Source organism: Streptomyces sp. Alt3, assembly GCF_030719215.1.
GTDB lineage: Bacteria > Actinomycetota > Actinomycetes > Streptomycetales > Streptomycetaceae > Streptomyces > Streptomyces glycanivorans.
This window is the reverse complement of sequence record NZ_CP120983.1, coordinates 1,551,863-1,574,802: the sequence shown is the minus strand read 5'-3', so window position 1 is coordinate 1,574,802 and position 22,940 is coordinate 1,551,863. Positions and strand designations below refer to the sequence as shown.

The window sequence follows — 22,940 nt, the reverse complement described above, 5'->3', positions numbered from 1 at the left end:
TCGACCAGCTCACACGCAAGGAGGCACGGGTGGATCTGCTGACCCGCATCAGGGGACCGCGCGACCTGGACCGGCTCGACTCCGAGCAGCTGGACCAGCTCGCCGGGGAGATCCGTACCTTCCTCGTCGAGGCGGTGTCCAAGACCGGTGGCCACCTCGGCCCGAACCTGGGTGTGGTCGAGCTGACCATCGCCCTGCACCGCGTCTTCGAGTCCCCGCAGGACAAGGTCCTCTTCGACACCGGCCACCAGAGCTACGTGCACAAGCTGCTCACCGGCCGGCAGGACTTCTCGAAGCTCAAGAGCAAGGGCGGACTCTCCGGATATCCCTCCCGCGCGGAGTCCGAGCACGACGTCATCGAGAACTCCCACGCCTCGACGGTGCTCGGCTGGGCCGACGGCCTCGCCAAGGCCAACGAGGTCCTGGGCAAGGAGGACCACGTCGTCGCCGTGATCGGTGACGGCGCGCTCACCGGCGGTATGGCCTGGGAGGCGCTGAACAACATCGCCGCCGCCAAGGACCGCCCCCTCGTCATCGTCGTCAACGACAACGAGCGCTCCTACGCCCCGACCATCGGGGGCCTCGCGAACCACCTCGCCACTCTCCGGACCACCGACGGGTACGAGCGGTTCCTCGCCCGCGGCAAGGACCTCCTGGAGCGCACACCGGTCGTCGGCAGGCCGCTGTACGAGACCCTGCACGGCGCCAAGAAGGGCCTCAAGGACTTCATCGCCCCGCAGGGCATGTTCGAGGACCTCGGGCTGAAGTACGTCGGCCCGATCGACGGCCACGACATCGAGGCACTGGAGTCCGCGCTCCAGCGGGCCAAGCGCTTCGGCGGCCCGGTGATCGTGCACTGCCTCACCGAGAAGGGCCGCGGTTACACCCCTGCCCTCGAGGACGAGGCGGACCGTTTCCACGCGGTCGGCAAGATCCACCCGGACACCGGCCTGCCGATCTCCACCTCGGGGCTCGACTGGACGTCGGTCTTCGGCGAGGAGATGGTCAAGCTCGGCCACGAGCGCGAGGACATCGTCGCGATCACGGCCGCCATGCTCCAGCCGGTCGGCCTCGGCAAGTTCGAGGAGGCCTTCCCGGACCGGATCTACGACGTGGGGATCGCCGAGCAGCACGGCGCGGTCTCCGCGGCGGGCCTTGCCACCGGCGGACTGCACCCCGTCTTCGCGGTGTACGCGACCTTCCTGAACCGTGCCTTCGACCAGGTCCTGATGGACGTGGCCCTGCACAGGTGCGGTGTGACCTTCGTCCTGGACCGGGCCGGTGTCACGGGCACGGACGGCGCCTCGCACAACGGCATGTGGGACATGTCGATCCTGCAGTGCGTGCCGACCCTCCGCATCGCCGCCCCGCGCGACGCCGACCAGGTCCGCGCCCAGCTGCGCGAGGCCGTGGCCGTCGACGACGCCCCCACCGTCGTCCGCTTCTCCAAGGGCGCCGTCGGTCCCGCGGTCAAGGCGGTCGGCACGGTGGGCGGTATGGACGTGCTCCGCTCGCCGGGCACGGACAAGCCGGACGTCCTCCTGGTCTCCGTCGGTGCCCTCGCCCCGATGTGCCTGGAGATCGCCGCCCTGCTGGACGCCCAGGGCATCTCCACGACCGTGGTCGACCCGCGCTGGGTCAAGCCCGTCGACGAGGCGCTCGCCCCGCTCGCGGCCGAGCACCGGGTCGTCGTCACCGTCGAGGACAACAGCAGGGCCGGCGGTGTCGGCTCCGCCGTCGCCCAGGCGCTGCGTGACGCCGGTGTCGACGTACCGCTGCGCGACTTCGGCATCCCGCCGGTGTTCCTCGACCACGCCTCGCGTGGCGAGGTCATGGCGGAGATCGGGCTGACCGCACCGGACATCGCCCGCCAGGTCACCGGCCTGGTCGCGAAGCTCGACGGCCGCTACGAGAGCCGCGTCGTGGAGCCCGCCCGCGACTGATCCACAGCGCACGGCATGGGCCGGTCGCCCACCCCACCAGGGTGGTCCGACCGGCCCATTCGCGTGAAATCGGGGCATACCACGCGTTCACGGGCATTCCAGGGGCTGCCGGGTCCGAATCATGGCGTACACGACGAGTGCGTGGAGGTACGCCGGTGAGCACGCAGCAGGACACGCCACCCAGCGGAGACGGGCTGTTCCGGACCAAGACGGTCGAACAGTCCATCCGCGACACGGAAGAACCGGAGCACGCGCTCAAGAAGTCCCTCTCCGCGCTGGACCTGACGGTCTTCGGAGTGGGCGTCATCATCGGCACCGGCATCTTCGTCCTCACGGGCAAGGTCGCCAAGGAGACGGCGGGCCCGGCCACCGCCCTCGCCTTCGTCGCCGCGGGCATCGTCTGCGCGCTCGCCGCGCTCTGCTACGCCGAATTCGCCTCCACCGTCCCGGTGGCCGGATCGGCGTACACCTTCTCGTACGCCTCGCTGGGCGAACTGGTCGCCTGGATCATCGGCTGGGACCTGGTGCTGGAGTTCGCCCTGGGCACCGCGGTCGTGGCGGTCGGCTGGTCCGGCTACGTGCGCTCACTGATGGACAACATCGGCTGGACGATGCCCGAGGCGCTCTCCGGCCCCGACGTGGCGAGCGGCTTCGGCTTCGACATCCTCGCGTTCGCCCTGGTGCTGGTCCTCACCGTCATCCTGGTCCTCGGGATGAAGCTCTCCGCGCGGGTGACCACCGTCGTCGTCGCCGTGAAACTGGCCGTCGTCTTCATCGTGATCATCGCGGGGCTCTTCTTCATCAAGGCGTCCAACTACTCGCCCTTCATCCCCGAGGCCGAGAAGCAGGAGGGCGGATCGGGCCTGGACGCCCCGCTGGTCCAGCTGATCTTCGGCTACGAACCGACGAACTTCGGCGTCATGGGCATCTTCACCGCCGCGTCCATCGTCTTCTTCGCGTTCATCGGCTTCGACGTGGTGGCCACAGCGGCCGAGGAGACCAAGCTCCCGCAGCGTGACATGCCGCGCGGCATCCTGGCCTCGCTGGTCATCTGCACCCTGCTCTACGTCGCCGTCTCCATCGTGGTCACCGGCATGCAGAACTACAAGGAGCTCTCGGTCAGCGCCCCGCTCGCCGACGCGTTCAAGGCCGTCGGGCACCCCTTCTACGCGGGAGTCATCAGCTTCGGCGCCGCGGTCGGCCTCACCACGGTCTGCATGATCCTGCTGCTCGGCCAGACCCGGGTCTTCTTCGCGATGAGCCGCGACGGACTGCTGCCGCGGTTCTTCTCCAAGACGCACCCGCGGTTCGGGACCCCCTACCGCCCGACCATCCTGCTCGGTGTGATCATCGCGATCGTCGCCGGCTTCACGAGCATCAACGAACTCGCGACCCTGGTGAACATCGGCACGCTCTTCGCGTTCGTGGTCGTCGCCCTCGGCGTGATCGTGCTGCGCCGCACCCGCCCCGAACTGCACCGCGCCTTCCGTACGCCGTGGGTGCCGCTGCTGCCGATCGTCTCGGTGGCGGCCTCGGTCTGGCTGATGCTGAACCTGCCTGCGGAGACCTGGCTGCGGTTCGGGATCTGGATGGTGATCGGAGTGATCATCTACTTCGTGTACGGGCGCCGCAACAGCCGCATGGCGAAGGGCTCCTGACCCTGTCAGGCGCCGTGGGACGGCGGCAGCGGCCGTACCGTGCGGGGGCCCGTGCAGCTGGCCCCGCACGCCTCGGCCCGCTGCCGCAGTTCCCGGTCGGCCGTCACGACGACGCAGGACCGTACGCCGCGGGCGGCGGCGGCCAGCTCGGCGATCAGATCGTCCCCGCTACCCGGCGCCGCTTCCACCCGCACCTCCGGCACGGACGCGACCCCGCGCGCGGCACCCTCCACGACGAGTACGAGCTCGACGGGACCGGGGTGCCCCGGCAGCCCGGCGGCGGCGTACGGGACCAGTGAGTCACGCAGCCGCTCGGCCGCTCCGCGCCGGTCCCTCCACCAGCCGTCGGGCACGGAGCCCACGACGTTGGCAGCATCGACGACCACCAGGGTCCTGTCACCTGTCATCCCTGAAGGATGCCAGGTCAGCCCCCGGTGGCCGGAGACTTCTTCGCCGAGTCCGGGATCGTGCCGTCCGTGCGGATCGCCTTCCAGAGGCTGCCGGCCTGCGGCTCCGCCGCCACCACGCGGTTCGGGTCCTGCTTGTCGTAGGCGACCGGCAGCATGATCGTCTCCATGGAGGAGGGGTCGACACCGTTCATCGAGCGGGCGAACTCGCTGAGCGAGGTCAGCGAGGCGAGTCCCTCGTCGGTCGTCAGCGACTTGGTCGCGGAATTGGCGATCTTGTACGTCGTCGTCGGACTGCCCAGCAGGTCCTGCGACTTGATCTCGGTAAGCAGTGCGAGCAGGAACTGCTGCTGGAGCCCGATGCGGCCGAGGTCACTGCCGTCCCCGACGCCGTGCCGGGTGCGGACGTAGGCGAGGGACTGGGTGCCGTCGAGCTTGTGCGTACCGGCGGTCAGGTCGAGTCCGGAGGCCTTGTCCTTGATCGGTTCGTCGACCTTGACGGTGACGCCGCCGATCGCGTCGACGAGGTCCTTGAACCCGGCGAAGTTGATCTCCAGGTAGTGGTCGATCCTGACCCCGGACATCTTCTCCACCGTCTTCACCACACAGGCCGGACCGACCTGGGAGTACACGGAGTTGAACATGACGCGCTCGGCGGACGCCATCGTCGAACCGTCCGACCTGGTGCACTCGGGCCGGGTCACCAGGGTGTCGCGGGGGATGGAGACGGCGACGGCCTCGGTGCGGCCCTCGGGTATGTGCACGACCAGCGCGGTGTCGGAGCGCGCACCGCTGACGGCACCGCCCCCGCCCAGCTCCTGGTTCTCCGCCCCGGCGCGCGAGTCGGAGCCGAGGACGAGCAGGTTCTGGCCGGTGGTGGGGAGCTTCTCGGGACGGTCCTCACCGAGCGCCTTGTTGATGTCGACGCCCTGGATGTTGCCGTCGAGGTCCTGGTACATCCAGTACGCGGCACCACCGCCCGCGAGCAGGAGCGCGAGGAGCACGAGGAGGGTGATCTTCAGACCGCGGCGGCGCCTGCGTTCCTTCTTGCGGCCCCGCTTCGGTGCTTCCGCCCTGCGTGAGGCGCGTGAGCCGGGGGTGACGGCGTCGTGGGTCATCCTGCACGAGTCCCTTGGTCTGTGGCCCGTGAGGGCTGGGTGCGGAGTTGGGGACTCGGGTGGGGCCGGTCCACTCATGTGAGGGGGCTGACCGAAGAGTATAGACAAGCTTTCGAATCTTGTGTAAATCTTCGCCCTGTCTTCCGTCTTTGTGCACGCACGCCATGTTTGTGGGCCTTCTCGCCGAACCACGTCAACGACGCCGATATGTGATGGGTCCTGGTGTTCGGTGATCGGGCGGAGATTCTATGATGAGTGCGTCCGGCCTGCCGGGTGCCGGGACGCAGAAGCGGACCCGGACGGGGGCCGAGGAGCTTCGCGGAAGGACGACCTCACGCCATGCCGGTCAGATCGAGGCGCAGTGTTCAGGGGAAGTCCCCTGCCCAGGGTGCCGATGAGCAGGGGACCTCGCGTCACCGGGCACTGGGGGCCGCACGTGGTCAGTGGCTCGTGCTGGGCAAGGACGGCCGGCTCACCGCTTACGCCCTCGGGGCCGAAGGGGTGCTCCGCTGGACGGAGAACCGCCCCGGGGACACGACATGGACAGGTCCCGAACTCCTCCCCGTGCCGGGCCTGACCGACTTGTCGGTCGTCCAGGGACAGGACGGCTTCGTGCACCTCGTCGGCCGCCGGACCGTGCACAGGGACGGCGGTGACGCCGTCGATCTGGTGAGCGCCACCCAGTTCCAGACAGGCCGCCCCACAACCCAGTGGCACTCGCTGGGCAATCCGCACGCCGAGCGGGAGAAGGCGGCCGGGCTCGGTACCCCGACGCCTGCGGTCAGTTCCTCCGGCGCGGTCCACGTCTTCGTGCGCAACGCGGGCGGCAGCCTGCTGGTGCGTCGTGAGAAGGCGGGTGGCACGTGGCATGCCTGGCAGGATCTCAAGGCCAGGCCCGTACTCGACGGAATCGCCGCCGTGGCCACGGAAGCCGGATGCGTCTCGATCCTGGCACCCTCCGGCGGGGCGGCGCTGCACCTGCGTCAGCATGAGCCCGAGGGGAGCTACCAGCGGGATCAGGACATCCCCTTCGGCCACGCCCCGGGCACCGCTGCCGGTCTGGAGACGGCGCCGGGGAGAGTGACCTACTACTGGGCCGACGACGCCACCGGCGGCATCGTGGCCTACCGCCCGGGCACGTGGGCGATCCCGCTGGGCGGCGCTTCCTCGCCCGATCCGGTCGCAGCGCTGCGAGCCCCGCTCGACGGCTACGACTGCACCGTGCTGGCCCACCGTGCCCTCGACGGTCAGGTCATGCTCACCGCGTGCGGTACGGAGAACGAAGGAGGGGGAGTGTGGTGGTCACCCACCGGCGAACACTGCGTCGGCGGCCCCGCGCTCGCCTGCGACGCCTACGGCCGGGTGGTACTCGCCCTGATCGACGAGCAAGGTGCGCTGCGCATCGCACGTCAGAACCGCGAGCCCGGGCTCGCGCTGGAGCCCTCGGTCCGTGTCTGACGTGCGATGCGCAGCGGCTCGGTGACCGTCCTGAGCCGGAGGCCGACGGCAGGTGTCCGTGAAGACGCTCACGACATCGGCTTCAGCCCGATCGAGAGATAGTTGCTGTCCGTGTAGTACGGGTTGTACGTCACCGACCGGCCCTCCACGGTGGTGACGCTCGGCTTCGCGTAGACGTGGACGGGCTTGCGCTGCACGATGTCGTCGCCGAAGCGGCCGAGCCTGAGCCGGTGCGACTGTCCCGAGACGGTGAGGTTCTCCGGGATGCTCAGGGAGAGGTCCCAGATCGTGTCGACGTCGATCATCCGGTCGGCGTACTGCTGGAGGTCGATGGTGAAGCTCGCGCCTCCGTTCGAGAACGCGCAGGGGATGGTGAAGAAGGAGCCCGCGTTCTTGCGGCTCTGGGCGATGATCTGGGCCCCCTGGCCCGAAACGTCCACCTGGGGCCCGCCCTGGGCGGCTGTGACACCCAACGCGTAGAGCTGAACGGTCAGATGGGAGCCGTTCGTCTCGACGGAGAGCACCTCCGCGTGGGCGGGGAACTCCCGGGACACGATCTGCAGGTAGCCGCCGTCCGCCGAGCGCGCGAACGACCTGAAGCTCACCGGGCTCGCTTCCGCGGGGGAGGAGATGAGCGAGTTCGCCGAACTCTGGAGTTCCGTGACCCGCACGCGACGCATGACTCCGTCGTCCTCGCGGCGCAGAAGTACGTTCCAGGTGCCGCTGGTCAGGCGGAGCCTGGCCGGAACGGAGGCGTACAGGTGTCCGTTCGCCGTGTGTTCCACGGGAGCGGCCATCAGTGCCTGCCTGCCGTCCGCAGCATTGACGCACAGCACCGTGAAGCGCTCACCAGGTGCCCGCGCGGGGTCGAGGACGAACTCCAGATCTCCCGTCGACGTGGCACGGCAGAAGGCCTCGGGACGGTAGTCGCGGGCGGTCAGCAACTGCGCGAGGTAGGTCTCGTAGCTCTGGGCCTGTGACTCGTTGCTGTAGAGCCGGGACTTCTCCACGGCGTTGGCGCCCAGCCGCGCACGCAGTTCGGCGTCGCCGAGCAGCCAGTCGAGGTTCTTGGCGAAGGCGTCGACGTCACCCACCGGCGACAGGGCGCCGTCCACGCCGTCCGAGATGATCTCGGACGGGCCGTGCGGACCGGCGGTGCTGAGGACGGGCACGCCACACGTCATGGCCTCCACGATGGTCAGCCCGAATGTCTCGTCCGTCGACGTCGATGTGTGCAGGGCGGCCTTGGCCAGCTCCTCGCGGAGGTGCTTGGTGTGGCCCATGAGGAGTACGCGCTCGTTCGCGCCCAGGCTGTCGATCAGCTTGCGCAGTTTCGCCTTCTCCTCCCCGCTCCCGTAGACACGTAGTGTCCAGTCGGGGTACTTCCTGCCGAGCTGGGCGAACGCGCTGACGAGAAGGTCGAACCGCTTCCAGTCGACGAGCCTGCCCGAGGCGGTGACGATGCGGGACTCGCGGACCTCCGCACGCATGAACGTGCTCGTGACGGCGTTGGGGATGGCGTGGAAGAGCGTCCCTACAGCGCCGTACGCGTCCCGGTGGGTCTGGGCGTCCTTCGCGGTGACCGTCACGAAGCCGTCCAGCTGGGGGATGGCGGCGTCCAGCATCTTCCGCGAGGAGGCGGTCTGGTGGTGGTAGTGGGTGTGTGCCTGGCCAAGTGTTGTGTACTGCCCCGTACCCAGTGAGGTCAGCAGCGCGATGGTGTTCGGCGCGGTGGCGATGACGACGTCCGCGTCGGTCCCCTGCAGATAGGCGGCCGCACGTTCGTCCATGAGCCGGCTGTAGCGGTTCCTGTCATCCGCCTTGAAGCCGGTGCAGTGATCGGACGCCACGGAGTGCTGCGGGTTCTCAAGGTCCGCGGAGCCGTTCCGTGTGTCCACGAGGGTGTGGAGTCGGATGTTCGGTGCGAACCGGAGCGGCGGCGCGTCGTGGTACTGGAACACACTGACCAGCTCGACCTCGTGCTGCCGGGCGGCGAGGGAGTTGGCAAGGGTCTGCGTCGCGACCGACGTGCCCGCCTGCCCGTAGGCGCTGTACATCAGAAAGGCGATCTTCAAGGTGTCTCCTGGATCAGTGGCACTGCTGAGTGCGGCTCACAGCGTCTGGTTCTCGGAGCGCGTCAGAACCTTCGAGAGGGCGGACTCGAAGGCGGACCCCGGGAGCGACATCGGGTCCTGGCGGCGTACGTCGATCACGTGACCGGTCATGCCGGAGAGGAGTACGTCCAGGGAGCTGTGCGCGACTTCCTCGGAAGTGAGCAGCGACCCCTCCGGCTCCTGGCCGAAGGCCTTCGTCCGCATCGGCGTGGCGGTCCGCTCGGGATTCACGCAGTTGACCCTGATCCCGTCCTCGGCCCACTCGTCCGAGAGCGCCTGGGTCAGATTCACCATGGCCGCCTTCGTGGAGGAGTACAGGCTGTACTCCGCGCGCCCACGTGTGTAGCTGCTGGACGTGAAGAGCAGCAGCTGCCCCCTGCTCTCCGCGAGGTACTTGTAGGCCGTGCGCGCGATGTTCACCGGCGCGAGGAAGTTGACCTCCATGGCCTCCTTGACGGTCGCGCTGTCCGTGGCGTCGAGCCGCCCGATCCGCAGCACGCCCGCCGTGTTGACCACGTAGTCGACACGCCCGGTCTCCGCGTAGGCGCGGGCGAACGCCTCGTCGACCTGGTCGGGGTTCTCCACATGGGTGCCCGTGGTGGAACGTCCGAGCGCGTGGACCCGGGCTCCGTACTCCTCGGCGATCCTGGCGATGTCCGCACCGATCCCGTACGAGCCGCCGAAGACGAGCATGGTACGGCCCGACAGACGGTCCCGGTAGAACTTCTCGGCGCTGTGCGCCGGGGCGGTGGTCGAAGCGAGCTGGAACAGCTTGTCGGCGATGAAGACGTCCACCGGCTGAGTGATCTTCATGTTGTACTCGTCGCCCGTGACCACGTGGACGGGGACATCGGGCAGGTACTTCACGACGACCGAGCAGTCGTCGGTGGCCCGGAAGAGCGGATCGGCCGCCGCCAGTTCGTACGCGCGCCGGATGGTGGACAGCCGGAACCCCTGGGGCGTCTGCCCGCGTCCGAGCCGGGCGCGGTCCGGCACCTCGGTGATGAACTCGCCGTCGTCACCGTGCGTCCGCGTCACGATCACCGTGTCGGCCGAAGGGATGGCCACGTCGACGGCGCGGTAGCGGTTCAGCGCCTCGACGCACTCCGTGATCACCCGCTGGGACAGCAGCGGACGTACGGCGTCGTGGAAGAGCAGGTTGCAGTCCTCGTCCCCGCCGGGAAGGGCGGCAGCCGCCTCGATGGCCAGCGTGGTGGTCTCGCTCCGGGTCGCACCTCCCGCGATGACGTGGGACACCTTGCGGAATCCGGCTCGGGCCACGATCCGGCGGGCCTCGGCCACGTGGTCCGGCGTCATCAGGACCAGGACGTCGTCCACGTCCGGAGCGGCCTCGAAGATCTGCAGAGTGTGCTCGAGGATCGGCTTCCCGGCGATCTTCAGAAGCTGCTTCGGTATGGACAGTCCGATGCGCTGCCCTGTACCGCCGGCGAGGACGACGGCGACGGTACGGCGGCGGGTTGTGCGGGAGGTCAAGACGTCCTGCTTCCTTCAGGAAGGGCGAAAGGGCGGTGCGGGAGGCGCGCAGACGGTCACGCCGGCTGGCGTGGCTGGTCGGGGACCTCCGCGAACGTCGGGTACTCGATCGGGAAGTCCTCGAGCCCGCGGCGATAGAGGTCGTTCGCCGCCTCGGCGAACCGCACGGTCGACGGCGGGTGGTCCGGGCCGAGCAGGTATTCCTTGAGCTGTTCCCGGTACGGGGCCATGACGTCCTGGTCACGGGAGAACATCGCCGTGAGCGCTTCCTCCAGGCCGTTGCACTCGCGGTCGAGCAGATACGAGGCGTAGGCGGTCCGCTGCTCGTTCCTGAACTCCGCGTCCGGCAGCCCTTCCAGGTTGAAGATCGCGTACGGCTTCCTCGTCGCCACGAAGTCGGAGACCACGCTCGACATGTCGCCGATGAGCAGGTCCGAGTGGTTGAAGCAGTCGTACAGGGAAGGCACCCTCTCCGTCACCACGTGGTGGGCGTCGACGGGCAGCGAGTCCCAGTAGAGCGCGCCGGCCTGATCGCGGAACTTGCGGATCCGGGCAGTCCGCTCGTCCTCGGACAGATCCGGGTACTTGGACCGGACCCCGCGCTCCTGGAGGTCGGTGAGCCGCTTGTCGATGCGCGCCAGCCTGCGGGCAGCGACCTTCGAGTCCGTGACCTTCCTGCCGAACCGGCGGGCGTTGTCCTCTCGCAGGAGAGCGATGATGCGCCGGTGCGCGGCCGCCGCTGCGGGAGAGCGGGTACCGGTCAGCGGGTGGGGCTTGTAGATGATCCGAAGCTTGCGCTCGTGCGAGAGCAGCATGCGTATCAGGTGCTCACCGGCGGGGATGACCGAGGTGTAGCAGGCGTCGTCGGTCCAGCCCTCCCAGGTGGGGGCGTAGATGACGGTGGGCGTCTCGTGATTGACCGAGCCGGTCCACCGGCGCAGGGGCATCAGCTGAGGACGGCCGACCTCGACGATCTGGTGGGCGGAGACGGCGTGCTTGATGCGCTCGTACCGGTCACGGCCGGCGCGGCCGGCGACCCAGATCTCGTCGAAGACCTTGCTGACCCGGTTGCTGCTGGCGAGCTTGTCGCTGTCGCCGTGGCCGATGAAGACGTGCTTGACCTCGTGGCGCTGCAGCATGTGCACGTTCTTGCCGGCGTTGCCCGGGTAGAGGGTGACGCGCAGCTCCGGCATCTCGACCCGTGCCAGGTTCTCGGCCTTGGGAACGCAGATGACCGGTACGGAGGTGGCGTCGAGGTAGCGCAGGGTCGCACGTTCGCGCAGGACGATGATCGGGCGCAGGTCCAGCGCCTCCAGCGACTCCAGCCACATGTTCACCTGGTACATGAAGTCCCGGGACACCGCGGCGAAGGTGAAGTACAGCGCGACCTGCGGCCGGTACTGCCCGAGCTGCCAGTTGAGCTCGTCCAGGGCTTCGTCGGGGCTGGGCAGGATCAGCGCGTTCTTGGCGCCCGGCAGCAGGACCAGCACCGCGACGAAGGCGAGCCAGACCGTCGCGATCCCACCGAAGGTCACGTACCGCCAGTCGTCCGTGGCGATCGTGCCGATGGCCCCGGCGACCAGCGGTACGTCCAGGTGCAGCATCTTGCGGACGTGCTTGTTCGTCAGGAACGGGTGCGGCAGACGCCTGATGCCGAGGGCCTCCAGGTCCAGCCCGCGGGTGGTGAACGGCAGTGCCGCGCGTTCGGACCGGACCCGCTTGAGCAGAGCCCCGTAGACGAGCTGCATGACGAAGAGGAGCAGGAGTCCGACCGCTGTCATCTGTACGACGAACGAATCGAGGTCGATCATGACGCCGCAGAGGGCCAGCAGCAGGAACTGCCGGATCAGGAAGCGGATGGTGAGGCCGAAGCGCGAGTCCCTGAGGCGGTCCAGCGTCGAGGACTGGGCGGTGTGAAGGAGGAGGTCCGCTCCGTAGCTGACTGCCGCGGCGTAGGCGAAGACGGGGAGGGAAACCATCACGACCGCCGCCATCATGGCGACGAAGCTGCCCACCAGGGCAACCGTGATCAGAATACCGAGCGCGGCTTGGCGCTGTGGCTTGCCCATCGGGGGACAGCCCCTCCTTCAGTGATCTTGTGCGAACGCACGGCGACGGTGCCGGCGGGAGCGGGGGAGTGCCGCACGTCATCACAGTGGGGGGGCCGAGCCGCGGGATTCAGCTGAGGGGCGGACGGTGCGTCAGGAGCTCGTGAAGCAGCAGATGGAACTTTAGATTGCTGTGAAAGATTTAGTGAACTTTCAGAGGGGAAAAGTCGAACATTGGACGACCGGATGCCGAAGAGTTATGAATTGCTCGCTTCGTGTGATCGTATGCGCACCAGCTTTCACGCTGGGTGACGGTCGCACCGACTCGGCCTTTCGTGGTCAGGCCGGACACGCGTAGACAGCGACCTTCCGCCGGGCGTCGGACTTCACCGAGAACGCCACACAGAGTTCGGTCCGGGTCCCCGGCCGGACTGCGAGCCCTTCCGGCTCACGGAAAGGCAGGCTGAGCGCTACCGAGACCTTGCGCCGCCCGACGGTTTTCCCGCTGCGCATGTCGATGGCGGACACGTAGGTGTTCCCGCCGTCCTCCGGCGGATTGACCCCCTCCGAGTCCGTGTAGGGAGTCCCCGTGAGCTGGTAGACGTGATCTCCGTGCACGGCGCAGCCCTGAAGTGTCTCGCCGCTGCGCAGGGCGTTGTTCCTGCGGTCGAACAGTGGTCGGTACGAGCCCGCGAGGAACTCGTCCAGGGCGTAGACCGCGTACCGCTGGGACCGTCCTGCCCGGTGGCTCAGCAGGATGCGATTGCCGGCCACGTCCACGGCCGGATGGATCCGGTGGCTGCGGGGCAGGGGCCGGTGGTGGCGTACCGAGGGTGACGTGCTGTCCAGCACCGTGCCGTGGCGGAAGGGGACGCGGGCCACGGCACGTCCGTACCCGGTACCGGTGTCGGCGTCGCATTCCACCCAGAGCATCGGGCCGTCCCCGGACGGCTCGATTCCCATCGAGATGCCGTGTCCGAATCCGCGCAGGTACATGTGCCGCGCAGCCGATCCGCCGCGGGTGTACGCCGTGACGCACATGTCTCCGGCCAGTCGCCGCGCCTTCCCGGACAAGGTGCGCTCCTCGTCCGGCAGCCGGATGCCACCCTGCATGACCTGGAGCGCGTACAGGCGGCCGTGCTCGTCGAACGCGATCGACTGCGGTCCGGTGATGTCGTGCAGTGGAGTGGGCCGCAGCAGTTCCGCGGCGGCGTCGATGTCGAACGGTCCCACAGCACCCGGGGGAGACGGTGCCCGCTGTTCACGCCTGCCGAGGAACACGCCTGTCGCGGTGGCGGTGACGACGGTGCCGCCACCCGCGAGCAGGAGTGTTCTCCGGCTCAACGGCCTGTTGCTGATCGCCATGACCGTCCGTGACCGCCGATTCTCCCGGAACGGGGAGGGCCGTCCATGTCTGGGGGTGAGATGCGACATCCTGACACGAGCCTGTCGACTGCGGTGTTCCAGGGGCAGTGCGAAGGGCACGACCCGTGACCGGGTCGTGCCCTTCACCGCTTCACGCGGGGTACTGCTCTGCGTGCTACGCGGGAACGCTGGCCACGCCCGGCTCCAGGAACCGCTTCCCGTTGACGCGCTCGGAGACGCCCTCGCGGTCCAGGTACGGCGTGATGCCGCCCAGGTGGAAGGGCCAGCCCGCGCCGGTGATCAGGCACAGGTCGATGTCCTGGGGCTCGGCGACGACGCCCTCGGCCAGCATCAGGCCGATCTCCTGCGCCACCGCGTCCAGGACGCGGTCACGGACCTGCTCCTCGGTCAGGACGGTGTCGCCCTGCTCGAGGAGCGCGGCGACCTCGGGGTCCAGGACCGGCGCGCCGGAGTCGTAGACGTAGAAGCCGCGCTTGCCGGCCTTGACGACCGCCGCGAGGTTCCCGGAGACCGTGAAGCGGTCCGGGAACGCGCGGTTCAGGGTCTCGGAGACGTGCAGGCCGATGGCCGGGCCGACGAGCTCCAGCAGCACCAGCGGGGACATCGGCAGGCCGAGGGGCTCGATGGCCTTCTCCGCCGTCTCGACCGGGGTGCCCTCGTCGATGATGTTCTGGATCTCGCCCATGAAGCGGGTGAGGATGCGGTTGACGACGAACGCCGGGGCGTCCTTCACCAGCACCGCGGTCTTCTTCAGCTTGCGGGCGACGCCGAAGGCCGTGGCCAGCGAGGCGTCGTCGGTCTGCTCGCCGCGGACGATCTCCAGGAGCGGGAGGATCGCGACCGGGTTGAAGAAGTGGAAGCCGACGACCCGCTCGGGGTTCTTCAGCTTCGACGCCATCTCGGTGACCGAGAGGGACGAGGTGTTCGTGGCGAGGATCGCGTGTGCCGGGGCGACCGCCTCGACCTCCGCGAACACCTTCTGCTTGACGCCGATCTCCTCGAAGACGGCCTCGATGATGAAGTCGGCGTCGGAGAAGCCCTCCGCCTTGTCCAGCACACCGGAGACCAGGGCCTTGAGGCGATTGGCCTTGTCCTGGTTGACGCGGCCCTTGCCGAGCAGCTTCTCGATCTCGGCGTGGACGTAGCCCACACCCTTGTCGACACGCTCCTGGTCGATGTCCGTGAGGACGACCGGCACCTCGAGGCGGCGCAGGAAGAGCAGCGCGAGCTGGCTGGCCATCAGGCCCGCGCCCACCACGCCGACCTTGGTCACCGGGCGGGCCAGGGCCTTGTCCGGAGCACCGGCCGGGCGCTTGGCGCGCTTCTGGACCAGGTTGAAGGAGTAGATCCCGGAGCGCAGCTCGCCGCCCATGATCAGGTCCGCGAGGGCCTGGTCCTCGGCGTCGAAGCCGGCGCCCAGGTCACCGGACTTCGCCGCGGCGATGATCTCCAGCGCGCGGTACGCGGCCGGGGCCGCGCCGTGCACCTTGGAGTCGGCGATCGCCTTGCCGCGCGCGACCGCCTGGTCCCAGGCGTCACCGCGGTCGACCTCGGGACGCTCCACCGCGATCTCGCCCTTGAGGACGGACGCGGTCCAGATCAGCGACTGCTCCAGGAAGTCCGCGCCCTCGAAGATCGCGTCGGCGATCCCGAGCTCGAAGACCTGCTTGCCCTTGAGCTGGCGGTTCTGGTTCAGCGAGTTCTCGATGATCACCGACACGGCGCGGTCGGCGCCGATCAGGTTCGGGAGCAGCGCGCAGCCGCCCCAGCCGGGGACCAGGCCGAGGAAGACCTCGGGCAGCGAGAACGCGGGCAGCGCGCTGGAGACGGTGCGGTACGAGCAGTGCAGCCCGATCTCGACGCCACCGCCCATCGCCGCGCCGTTGTAGTAGGCGAACGTCGGGACCGCGAGGCCGGAGAGGCGGCGGAAGACGTCGTGGCCGCCCTTGCCGATGGCCAGCGCGTCCTGGTGCTCCTTGAGGAGCTCGACGCCCTTGAGGTCCGCGCCGACCGCGAAGATGAACGGCTTGCCGGTCACACCGACACCGACGATCGTGCCCTCGGCCGCCTCCTTCTCGACCTGGTCGACGGCGGCGTCCAGATTCGCCAGCGACTGCGGGCCGATGGTGGTCGGCTTGGTGTGGTCGAAGCCGTTGTCCAGCGTGATGAGCGCGAAGCGCCCCGCACCGCCGGGAAGGTCGAGGTGGCGTACGTGCGCCTGGGTGACGACCTCGCCGGGGAACAGCTCGGCCGCACCCTTCAGAAGCTCGGTGGTGGAGCTCACTTGCTGCCTCCGGCTGCGTTCTCGAAGTTCGGGTTCTCCCAGACGACCGTCGCGCCCATGCCGAAGCCGACGCACATGGTCGTCAGGCCGTAGCGGACCTCCGGCTGCTCCTCGAACTGGCGGGCCAGCTGAGTCATCAGGCGGACGCCGGAGGAGGCGAGCGGGTGGCCGTAGGCGATGGCGCCGCCGTACTGGTTGACGCGCTGGTCGTCGTCGGCGATGCCGTAGTGCTCCAGGAAGGCCAGCACCTGCACGGCGAAGGCCTCGTTGATCTCGAAGAGACCGATGTCGTCGATGGAGAGACCGGCCTTGGCCAGGGCCTTCTCCGTCGCCGGGATCGGGCCGTAGCCCATGACCTCGGGCTCGACGCCCGCGAAGGCGTACGACACGAGGCGCATCTTGACCGGGAGGCCCAGCTCGCGGGCGGTCTCCTCGGACGCGAGCAGCGAGGCGGTGGCGCCGTCGTTGAGCCCTGCGGCGTTACCGGCCGTCACGCGGCCGTGGGCGCGGAACGGGGTCTTCAGGCCCGCCAGGGACTCAAGCGTGGTGCCCGGGCGCATCGGCTCGTCGGCGGTGACCAGGCCCCAGCCCGTCTCGCCCGCCTCCGCGTTGGTGCGGCGCACGGAGACCGGCACCAGGTCCTGCTGGATCTTGCCGTTGGCGTACGCCTTGGCGGCCTTCTCCTGCGAACGGACCGCGTACTCGTCGGCGCGCTGCTTGGTGATCGAGGGGTACCTGTCGTGCAGGTTCTCCGCGGTCATGCCCATGAAGAGGGCGGACTCGTCGACCAGCTTCTCCGACACGAGGCGCGGGTTGGGGTCCACGCTCTCGCCCATCGGGTGGCGGCCCATGTGCTCGACACCGCCGGCGATGACGACGTCGTACGCGCCGAAGGCGATGGAACCGGCCGTCGAGGTGACGGCGGTCAGGGCGCCCGCGCACATGCGGTCGATGGAGTAACCGGGGACCGACTGCGGCAGACCGGCCAGGATCCCGGCGGTACGCCCGAGGGTGAGGCCCTGGTCACCGATCTGGGTGGTCGCGGCGATGGCGACCTCGTCGATCTTCGCGGGGTCGAGGTCCGGGTTGCGGCGCAGCAGCTCCCGGATGGCCTTCACGACGAGATCGTCGGCGCGGGTCTCGTGGTAGATGCCCTTCGGGCCCGCTTTGCCGAACGGGGTGCGGACGCCGTCGACGAAGACGACGTCCCGGATGGTACGAGGCACGGTGGCTCTCCTCCAGGGTGCGGGATGGCACTGCTGCGGGCGCACGCATCGGCGCGCCACGCCCCTCATGCTACTTGCGGGTAACCAGACTGCCCACCCCCCGTCGCCGGAGCGGCGAACGTCACACGCGCGGGGGCGCCGCCGATGGCCCGGCATGGCCGGGTAACTGGCGTGAATTCGATCCTCGTCGATGAGGTGGCCGACGGCGCGGTCCCGACACGCGTACGCCCCTCCGCCGGACCCGGCGAGGGGGCGTACATGCGTCCGAAGGCGTCAGGCGCCGGTGTCCAGGGCGCGCAGCAGCAGGGGGCCGACCTGTTCGATCTGCCAGTGGCGCGCGCCGTGTCCGGCCAGGGCGGTCTCGACCGAGTCCGGGGTCAGGGCCTTGGGCGGCTCCCAGCAGACCCGGCGCACGGTGTCCGGGGTGATCAGGTTCTCCTGCGGCATGTGCAGCCGCTCGGCGAGCTCCGAAACCGCGGTACGGGCTGCCGACAGCCGGGCCGCGGCGGCCGGGTCCTTGTCGGCCCAGGAACGGGGCGGGGGCGGGCCGGCTGCTGACCGGGCTGCGGCAGCTCGGACTCGGGCAGCTGCCTGGCCCGGTCCACGGCCGCCTGCCACTGCTCCAGCTGGCGGCGCCCCATGCGGTGCCCGAAGCCCGGCAGCGCGGTGAGGGCCTGCACGTTCGCCGGGAGCGCCAGGGCGGCCTCGATGATCGCGGCGTCGCCGAGCACCTTGCCGGGCGAGATGTCACGGCGCTGCGCCACCTGGTCGCGGGCGGTCCACAGCTCCCGTACAACCGCGATCTGGCGGCGGCGGCGCACCTTGTGCATGCCGGAGGTCCGGCGCCATGGGTCCTTGCGCGGGGGAGCGGGCGGTGCCGAGGCGATCGCGGCGAACTCCTCCAGGGCCCAGCCCAGCTTGCCCTGCCGGTCCAGCTCCTCCTCCAGGGCGTCGCGCAGGTCCACCAGCAGCTCGACGTCGAGCGCGGCGTAGCGCAGCCAGGGATCGGGCAGAGGGCGGGTGGACCAGTCGACCGCCGAGTGCCCCTTCTCCAGGGCGTAGCCGAGGACGTTCTCGACTATGGCGCCCAGTCCGACGCGCGGGAATCCCGCCAGCCGTCCGGCGAGCTCCGTGTCGAAGAGGGAGGTCGGGGTCATGCCTATGTCGCGTAGGCAGGGAAGGTCCTGGGTGGCCGCGTGCAGGATCCACTCACTGCCGTTGAGGGCCTCGCCGAGCGCGGACAGGTCGGGGCAGCCGACCGGGTCGATCAGCGCGCTCCCCGCGCCCTCACGGCGCAGCTGCACCAGATAGGCGCGCTGCCCGTAGCGGTAGCCGGAGGCGCGCTCCGCGTCGACGGCGACGGGGCCGGTGCCGGCGGCGAAATCCGCGACCACCCGGGCCAGCGCGTCGTCGGTCGCCACCACCGGGGGGATTCCCTCGCGCGGCTCGAGCAAGGGGATCGGCGCCGGGGCGACGTCGTCCGGGGGAGCGCCCCCGGTGGTTCGCAGTGATGTGTCTGCTGCGGTCTCTTGGGCGTCGGTCACATGCCAAGGGTATCTGTGTACACGCGTCGCCCGTCGACGGAACGTTCCGTCGACGGGCGACCATGCACGTAAACCGGCCGGATGTGCATCTCTGCAGGTACTGGTGGGATGCGGGTCAGTGGATGATGCCCGTACGCAGGGCGACGGCGACCATTCCGGCGCGGTCCCCGGTGCCGAGCTTGCGGGCGATGCGGGCGAGGTGGCTCTTGACCGTGAGGGCGGAGAGGCCCATCGAGACGCCGATGGCCTTGTTGGACTGGCCTTCGGCGACCAGGCGGAGCACCTCCACCTCACGGCCGGACAGCTCGCGGTAGCCGCCCGGGTGGCTCGGTGAACCGGGGGGCCTGCGGTGCATTCGGGCGGCGTTGGCCCCGATCGGGGCCATGCCGGGACGGGTCGGGTGGCCGATGTTGGTACGGGTACCGGTGACGACGTAGCCCTTCACGCCGCCCGCGAGGGCGTTGCGCACCGCGCCGATGTCATCGGCGGCGGAGAGGGCGAGGCCGTTCGGCCAGCCGGCGGCTCGGGTCTCGGACAGCAGGGTCAGCCCGGAACCGTCGGGCAGGTGGACGTCGGCAACGCAGATGTCGCGCGGGTTGCCGACGCGGGGGCGGGCCTCCGCGATGGACGACGCCTCGATGACGTCACGAACTCCGAGGGCCCACAGATGGCGGGTGACGGTGGAACGGACGCGTGGGTCGGCCACGACGACCATGGCCGTCGGCTTGTTCGGGCGGTAGGCGACCAGGCTTGCGGGCTGCTCGAGGAGAACGGACACCAGGCCTCCTGGGGAGTGGCGGGACGGGCCGGCTCGGGGATGAAGCCGGGGCGAACCATGCTTGAAGGGTCATTGACCTCTTCGGCAGCAGATGGGTCCTCCTTTAGGGGAAGATCACGATTTAGTGAGTAACAATTCGGGCAAATAGGACGGGCGATCGATTGTACGAAAAGAGAGCCGGTCGCTGTGCGACCGGCTCTCTCCGAAGGTGACGCAGTGTTATGAGACCTGGGGGCCACGCCGCTGCGGCAGCGTCACCACCGCCGCGTCGGCCGTGCCCGACGGCGGCAGCCCCGCCAGCTGGCAGAGCAGATCGCCCCAGGCGACCAGATGCGCGCCCATGTCCGGCACCCCTCCGCGCCCCTCGCGCGGCGTCCACGAGGCCCGGATCTCGATCTGCGTCGCCGGACGCCGCTCGGACAACGCGCCGAAGTAGTACGAGCCGGCGCGCGTCACCGTCCCGCCCGCCTCCCCGTACGAGAGCCCCCGGGCGTCCAGTGCCCCCGTGAGCCAGGACCAGCACACCTCCGGCAGCAACGGGTCGGCTGCCATCTCCGGTTCCAGTTCGGCCCGCACGAGCGTCACCAGGCGGAACGTGCCCTGCCAGGCATCGTGTCCGGCCGGGTCGTGCAGGAGGACCAGGCGGCCGTCGGCGAGGTCGTCCTCCCCGTCCACCACGGCGGCCTCCACGGCGTACGCGTGCGGGGCGAGCCGCTTCGGCGGCCGTGTGGGCTCGACCTCCAGTTCGGGGCGCAGCCGGGCGGAACGCAGCGCGTCGACCGCCGACCGGAACGCTGGTGGGACGCCGTCGCCGTCCGCACCCTCCTCGCTGTCGGTGCCATCGGAATGATCGAAAAATTGTCCCTGAGCCGGAGCCATGCGGGGAAGAGTAGGCGGAACCGGAGCGCCGTGCAGGGAGGGACACCCATGCGGCGTCCGGCTCGTTGCCGCTCCGTGCGAAGATTCTGTGCGTGAGTGCCAACGACCTTCCCCAAGAGCTCAGCTCCGTCCGATCAGGGGAGGGCCCGTCCTCGGGCCTGCGGACGAACCCCGCCACCCATGGGTCGGCCTTCCTCAAGGCCTGCCGCCGTGAGCCGGTGCCGCACACCCCGGTCTGGTTCATGCGTCAGGCGGGGCGCTCGCTGCCCGAGTACCTGAAGGTCCGCGAAGGCATCGCGATGCTCGACTCCTGCATGATGCCGGAGCTGGTCACCGAGATCACGCTGCAGCCCGTGCGCCGGCACAAGGTCGACGCGGCGATCTACTTCAGCGACATCGTCGTCCCCCTCAAGGCCATCGGCATCGACCTCGACATCAAGCCCGGCATCGGCCCGGTGATCGCCGAGCCGATCCGCACCCGCGCCGACCTGGCCCGGCTGCGCGACCTCACGCCCGAGGACGTCCCGTACGTCACCGCCGCCATCGGGATGCTCACCGCTGAGCTCGGCGCCACGCCGCTGATCGGCTTCGCCGGTGCGCCGTTCACCCTGGCGAGCTATCTCGTGGAGGGCGGCCCGTCCCGCAACCACGAGCGCACCAAGGCCATGATGTACGGCGACCCGGAGCTATGGGCCGACCTGCTCGACCGGCTCGCGGAGATCACCGGCGCCTTCCTGAAGGTCCAGATCGAGGCCGGCGCCTCCGCCGTCCAGCTCTTCGACTCCTGGGTCGGCGCCCTCGCCCCGGCCGACTACCGACGCTCCGTGATGCCGGCCTCCGCGAAGGTCTTCGACGCCGTCGCGTCCTACGGCGTCCCGCGCATCCACTTCGGCGTCGGCACCGGCGAGCTGCTCGGTCCCATGGGCGAGGCCGGCGCGGACGTCGTCGGCGTCGACTGGCGTGTCCCGATGGACGAGGGCGCCCGCCGGGTCGGTCCCGGCAAGGCCCTCCAGGGCAACCTCGACCCGGCGGTGCTGTTCGCGCCGACCGAGGCGGTGGAGGCGAAGGCCCGCGAGGTGCTCGACGCCGCCGCCGGTCTCGAGGGCCACATCTTCAACCTCGGACACGGCGTCATGCCGTCCACCGACCCGGACGCCCTGACGCGCCTGGTGGAGTACGTCCACCAGCAGACGGCCCACTAGTCGGTGCCGGCCGCCCGCACCGCCGACACGGCCTTGCGGGCGGCCACCAGGACCGGGTCCCAGACCGGGGAGAACGGCGGGGCGTAGCCGAGGTCGAGCGCCGTCATCGCCTCCACGGTCATTCCGGCGGTGAGTGCCACCGCCGCGACGTCCACGCGCTTCGCCGCGCCCTCCCGGCCGACGATCTGCACACCCAGGAGCCGGCCCGTGCGGTACTCCGCGAGCATCTTCACCGTCATCGGCTTGGCTCCCGGGTAGTAGCCCGCACGGCCCGTCGACTCGATCGTCGCCGTGACGTAGCGCAGGCCGACCGCCTTCGCGTCCTTCTCGCGCAGCCCTGTCCTGGCGATCTCCAGGTCGCAGACCTTGCTCACAGCCGTGCCGACGACTCCGGGGAACGTGCCGTAGCCGCCCCCGACGTTGGCCCCGATGATCTGGCCGTGCTTGTTCGCGTGGGTGCCGAGCGCGATGTGCCGGGTGCGGCCGGCGACGAGGTCGAGGACCTCGACGCAGTCACCCCCCGCCCAGATGTCGTCGTGCCCCGTGACCCGCATCGACAGATCCGTCAGGAGACCGCCGTGCGGCCCCAGCGGCAGACCTGCCTCCCGGGCCAGGGCGGTCTCCGGCTCGACGCCGATGCCCAGCACCACGACGTCGGCCGGGTAGGTTCCCCCGTCCGTGGCGACCGCCGTGACCCGGCCGTCCGGGCCGGTGTCGATCCGGGTGACCGCGGCTCCGTTGACCGTGGTGATGCCCAGGCCGTCCATCGCCTCGTGGACCAGCCGGCCCATGTCCGGATCGAGTGTCGCCATCGGCTGCGCGCCACGGTTGAGCACCGTCACCTCGAAGCCGCGCTTGAGCATCGCCTCCGCCATCTCGACGCCGATGTAGCCCGCGCCGACGACGACCGCCCGGCGTCCCGGAGCCCGGTCGAGGGAATCCAGGAGTGCCTGGCCGTCGCCCAGGGTCTGTACGCCGTGGACGCCCGGAGCGTCGATACCGGGAAGGTCCGGGCGCACCGGCCGGGCGCCGGTGGCGATCACCAGCTTGTCGTAGCCCGTCCACCAGGTCTCGCCGCTGTCGCGGTCCAGCGCCCGTACACGGTGCCCGGCGACGTCGATCTCCGTGACCTCGGTACGGGTGCGCAGATCGATGGACCGGGACCGGTGCTCCTCGGGGGTACGGGCGACGAGGGCCTCGGGCCCCTCGACGTCACCGCTCACCCAGTAGGGGATGCCGCAGGCGGAGTACGACGTGAAGTCGCCGCGCTCGAAGGCGACGATGCTCAGCTCCTCCGGCCCCCTCAGCCTGCGGGCCTGCGACGCGGCCGACATGCCCGCCGCGTCGCCTCCCACGACCACCAGTCGCTCCGCCGCCATGCCGGGTCCCTTCGCCGCCGTG

The 22,940-nt window shown here is 69.8% G+C and carries 15 protein-coding genes and 1 pseudogene; 4 read left to right on the top strand and 12 right to left on the bottom strand.

Annotation, left to right across the window (positions count from 1 at the left end; translation table 11 throughout):
• Positions 1-29: 29 nt before the first annotated feature.
• Positions 30-1,943 (top strand): 1-deoxy-D-xylulose-5-phosphate synthase, encoded by a 1,914-nt coding sequence (gene dxs / locus P8A20_RS06780; protein WP_147959949.1) that lies wholly within the window; start codon positions 30-32, stop codon positions 1,941-1,943.
• A gap of 155 nt (positions 1,944-2,098) precedes the next feature.
• On the top strand, positions 2,099-3,601 hold the full coding sequence (locus tag P8A20_RS06775; RefSeq protein WP_306103064.1) for an amino acid permease: 1,503 nt from the start codon (positions 2,099-2,101) through the stop codon (positions 3,599-3,601).
• Between the two features lie 5 nt (positions 3,602-3,606).
• On the opposite strand, the gene P8A20_RS06770 is transcribed toward P8A20_RS06775, so the two are convergent.
• Together P8A20_RS06770 and P8A20_RS06765 are read right to left on the bottom strand one after the other, a co-directional pair.
• Positions 3,607-4,008 carry a PIN domain-containing protein gene (locus P8A20_RS06770; RefSeq protein WP_306103063.1) on the bottom strand — a complete coding sequence of 134 codons (402 nt, stop codon included), beginning with the start codon at positions 4,006-4,008 and terminating at the stop codon, positions 3,607-3,609.
• A 17-nt stretch (positions 4,009-4,025) separates the two neighbouring features.
• Positions 4,026-5,126 (bottom strand): LCP family protein, encoded by a 1,101-nt coding sequence (locus P8A20_RS06765; RefSeq protein ID WP_147959951.1) that lies wholly within the window; start codon positions 5,124-5,126, stop codon positions 4,026-4,028.
• Positions 5,127-5,465: 339 nt separating this feature from the next.
• Between P8A20_RS06765 and P8A20_RS06760 the strand changes: the two genes are divergently transcribed.
• A complete protein-coding gene (locus tag P8A20_RS06760; protein WP_306103062.1) occupies positions 5,466-6,584 on the top strand; it encodes a PLL family lectin in 1,119 nt (372 codons plus the stop codon).
• Positions 6,585-6,652: 68 nt separating this feature from the next.
• Here the strand turns inward: P8A20_RS06760 and P8A20_RS06755 are convergent, their stop codons facing one another.
• The 9 genes and pseudogenes from P8A20_RS06755 to P8A20_RS06715 all read right to left on the bottom strand — a co-directional run bounded on the left by P8A20_RS06755 (position 6,653) and on the right by P8A20_RS06715 (position 20,337).
• Entirely contained in the window at positions 6,653-8,659 is a 2,007-nt protein-coding gene (locus tag P8A20_RS06755) for a glycosyltransferase (protein ID WP_147959952.1), read from the bottom strand.
• Between the two features lie 36 nt (positions 8,660-8,695).
• Positions 8,696-10,192, bottom strand: a complete 1,497-nt coding sequence (locus P8A20_RS06750) for a bifunctional cytidylyltransferase/SDR family oxidoreductase (RefSeq protein ID WP_306103061.1) — start codon at positions 10,190-10,192, stop codon at positions 8,696-8,698.
• 56 nt (positions 10,193-10,248) lie between these two features.
• On the bottom strand, positions 10,249-12,261 hold the full coding sequence (locus tag P8A20_RS06745; protein WP_147959954.1) for a hypothetical protein: 2,013 nt from the start codon (positions 12,259-12,261) through the stop codon (positions 10,249-10,251).
• 318 nt (positions 12,262-12,579) lie between these two features.
• A complete protein-coding gene (locus P8A20_RS06740) occupies positions 12,580-13,605 on the bottom strand; it encodes a phage baseplate protein (protein ID WP_147959955.1) in 1,026 nt (341 codons plus the stop codon).
• 175 nt (positions 13,606-13,780) lie between these two features.
• Positions 13,781-15,910 (bottom strand): 3-hydroxyacyl-CoA dehydrogenase NAD-binding domain-containing protein, encoded by a 2,130-nt coding sequence (locus tag P8A20_RS06735; protein WP_306103060.1) that lies wholly within the window; start codon positions 15,908-15,910, stop codon positions 13,781-13,783.
• Complete coding sequence (locus P8A20_RS06730) at positions 15,907-17,136, bottom strand: thiolase family protein (RefSeq protein ID WP_147959957.1); 1,230 nt, start codon at positions 17,134-17,136, stop codon at positions 15,907-15,909. Before P8A20_RS06730 ends, P8A20_RS06735 begins: the two co-directional genes overlap by 4 nt.
• Positions 17,137-17,409: 273 nt before the next feature.
• Positions 17,410-18,680: pseudogene (locus tag P8A20_RS06725) on the bottom strand (HRDC domain-containing protein).
• Positions 18,681-18,795: 115 nt separating this feature from the next.
• The gene (locus tag P8A20_RS06720; protein ID WP_069169388.1) at positions 18,796-19,458 is read right to left on the bottom strand and encodes a helix-turn-helix transcriptional regulator; all 663 of its coding nucleotides are present in this window, start codon (positions 19,456-19,458) and stop codon (positions 18,796-18,798) included.
• A 219-nt stretch (positions 19,459-19,677) separates the two neighbouring features.
• The gene (locus P8A20_RS06715; RefSeq protein WP_147959959.1) at positions 19,678-20,337 is read right to left on the bottom strand and encodes a DUF3000 domain-containing protein; all 660 of its coding nucleotides are present in this window, start codon (positions 20,335-20,337) and stop codon (positions 19,678-19,680) included.
• A 92-nt stretch (positions 20,338-20,429) separates the two neighbouring features.
• Between P8A20_RS06715 and hemE the strand changes: the two genes are divergently transcribed.
• Positions 20,430-21,539: a uroporphyrinogen decarboxylase gene (gene hemE / locus P8A20_RS06710; protein WP_371606033.1), complete on the top strand. Its 1,110-nt coding sequence runs from the start codon at positions 20,430-20,432 to the stop codon at positions 21,537-21,539.
• Here the strand turns inward: hemE and P8A20_RS06705 are convergent.
• Positions 21,536-22,918: an FAD-dependent oxidoreductase gene (locus P8A20_RS06705; RefSeq protein ID WP_147959960.1), complete on the bottom strand. Its 1,383-nt coding sequence runs from the start codon at positions 22,916-22,918 to the stop codon at positions 21,536-21,538. The genes hemE and P8A20_RS06705 overlap by 4 nt on opposite strands.
• Between the last annotated feature and the right edge of the window lie 22 nt (positions 22,919-22,940).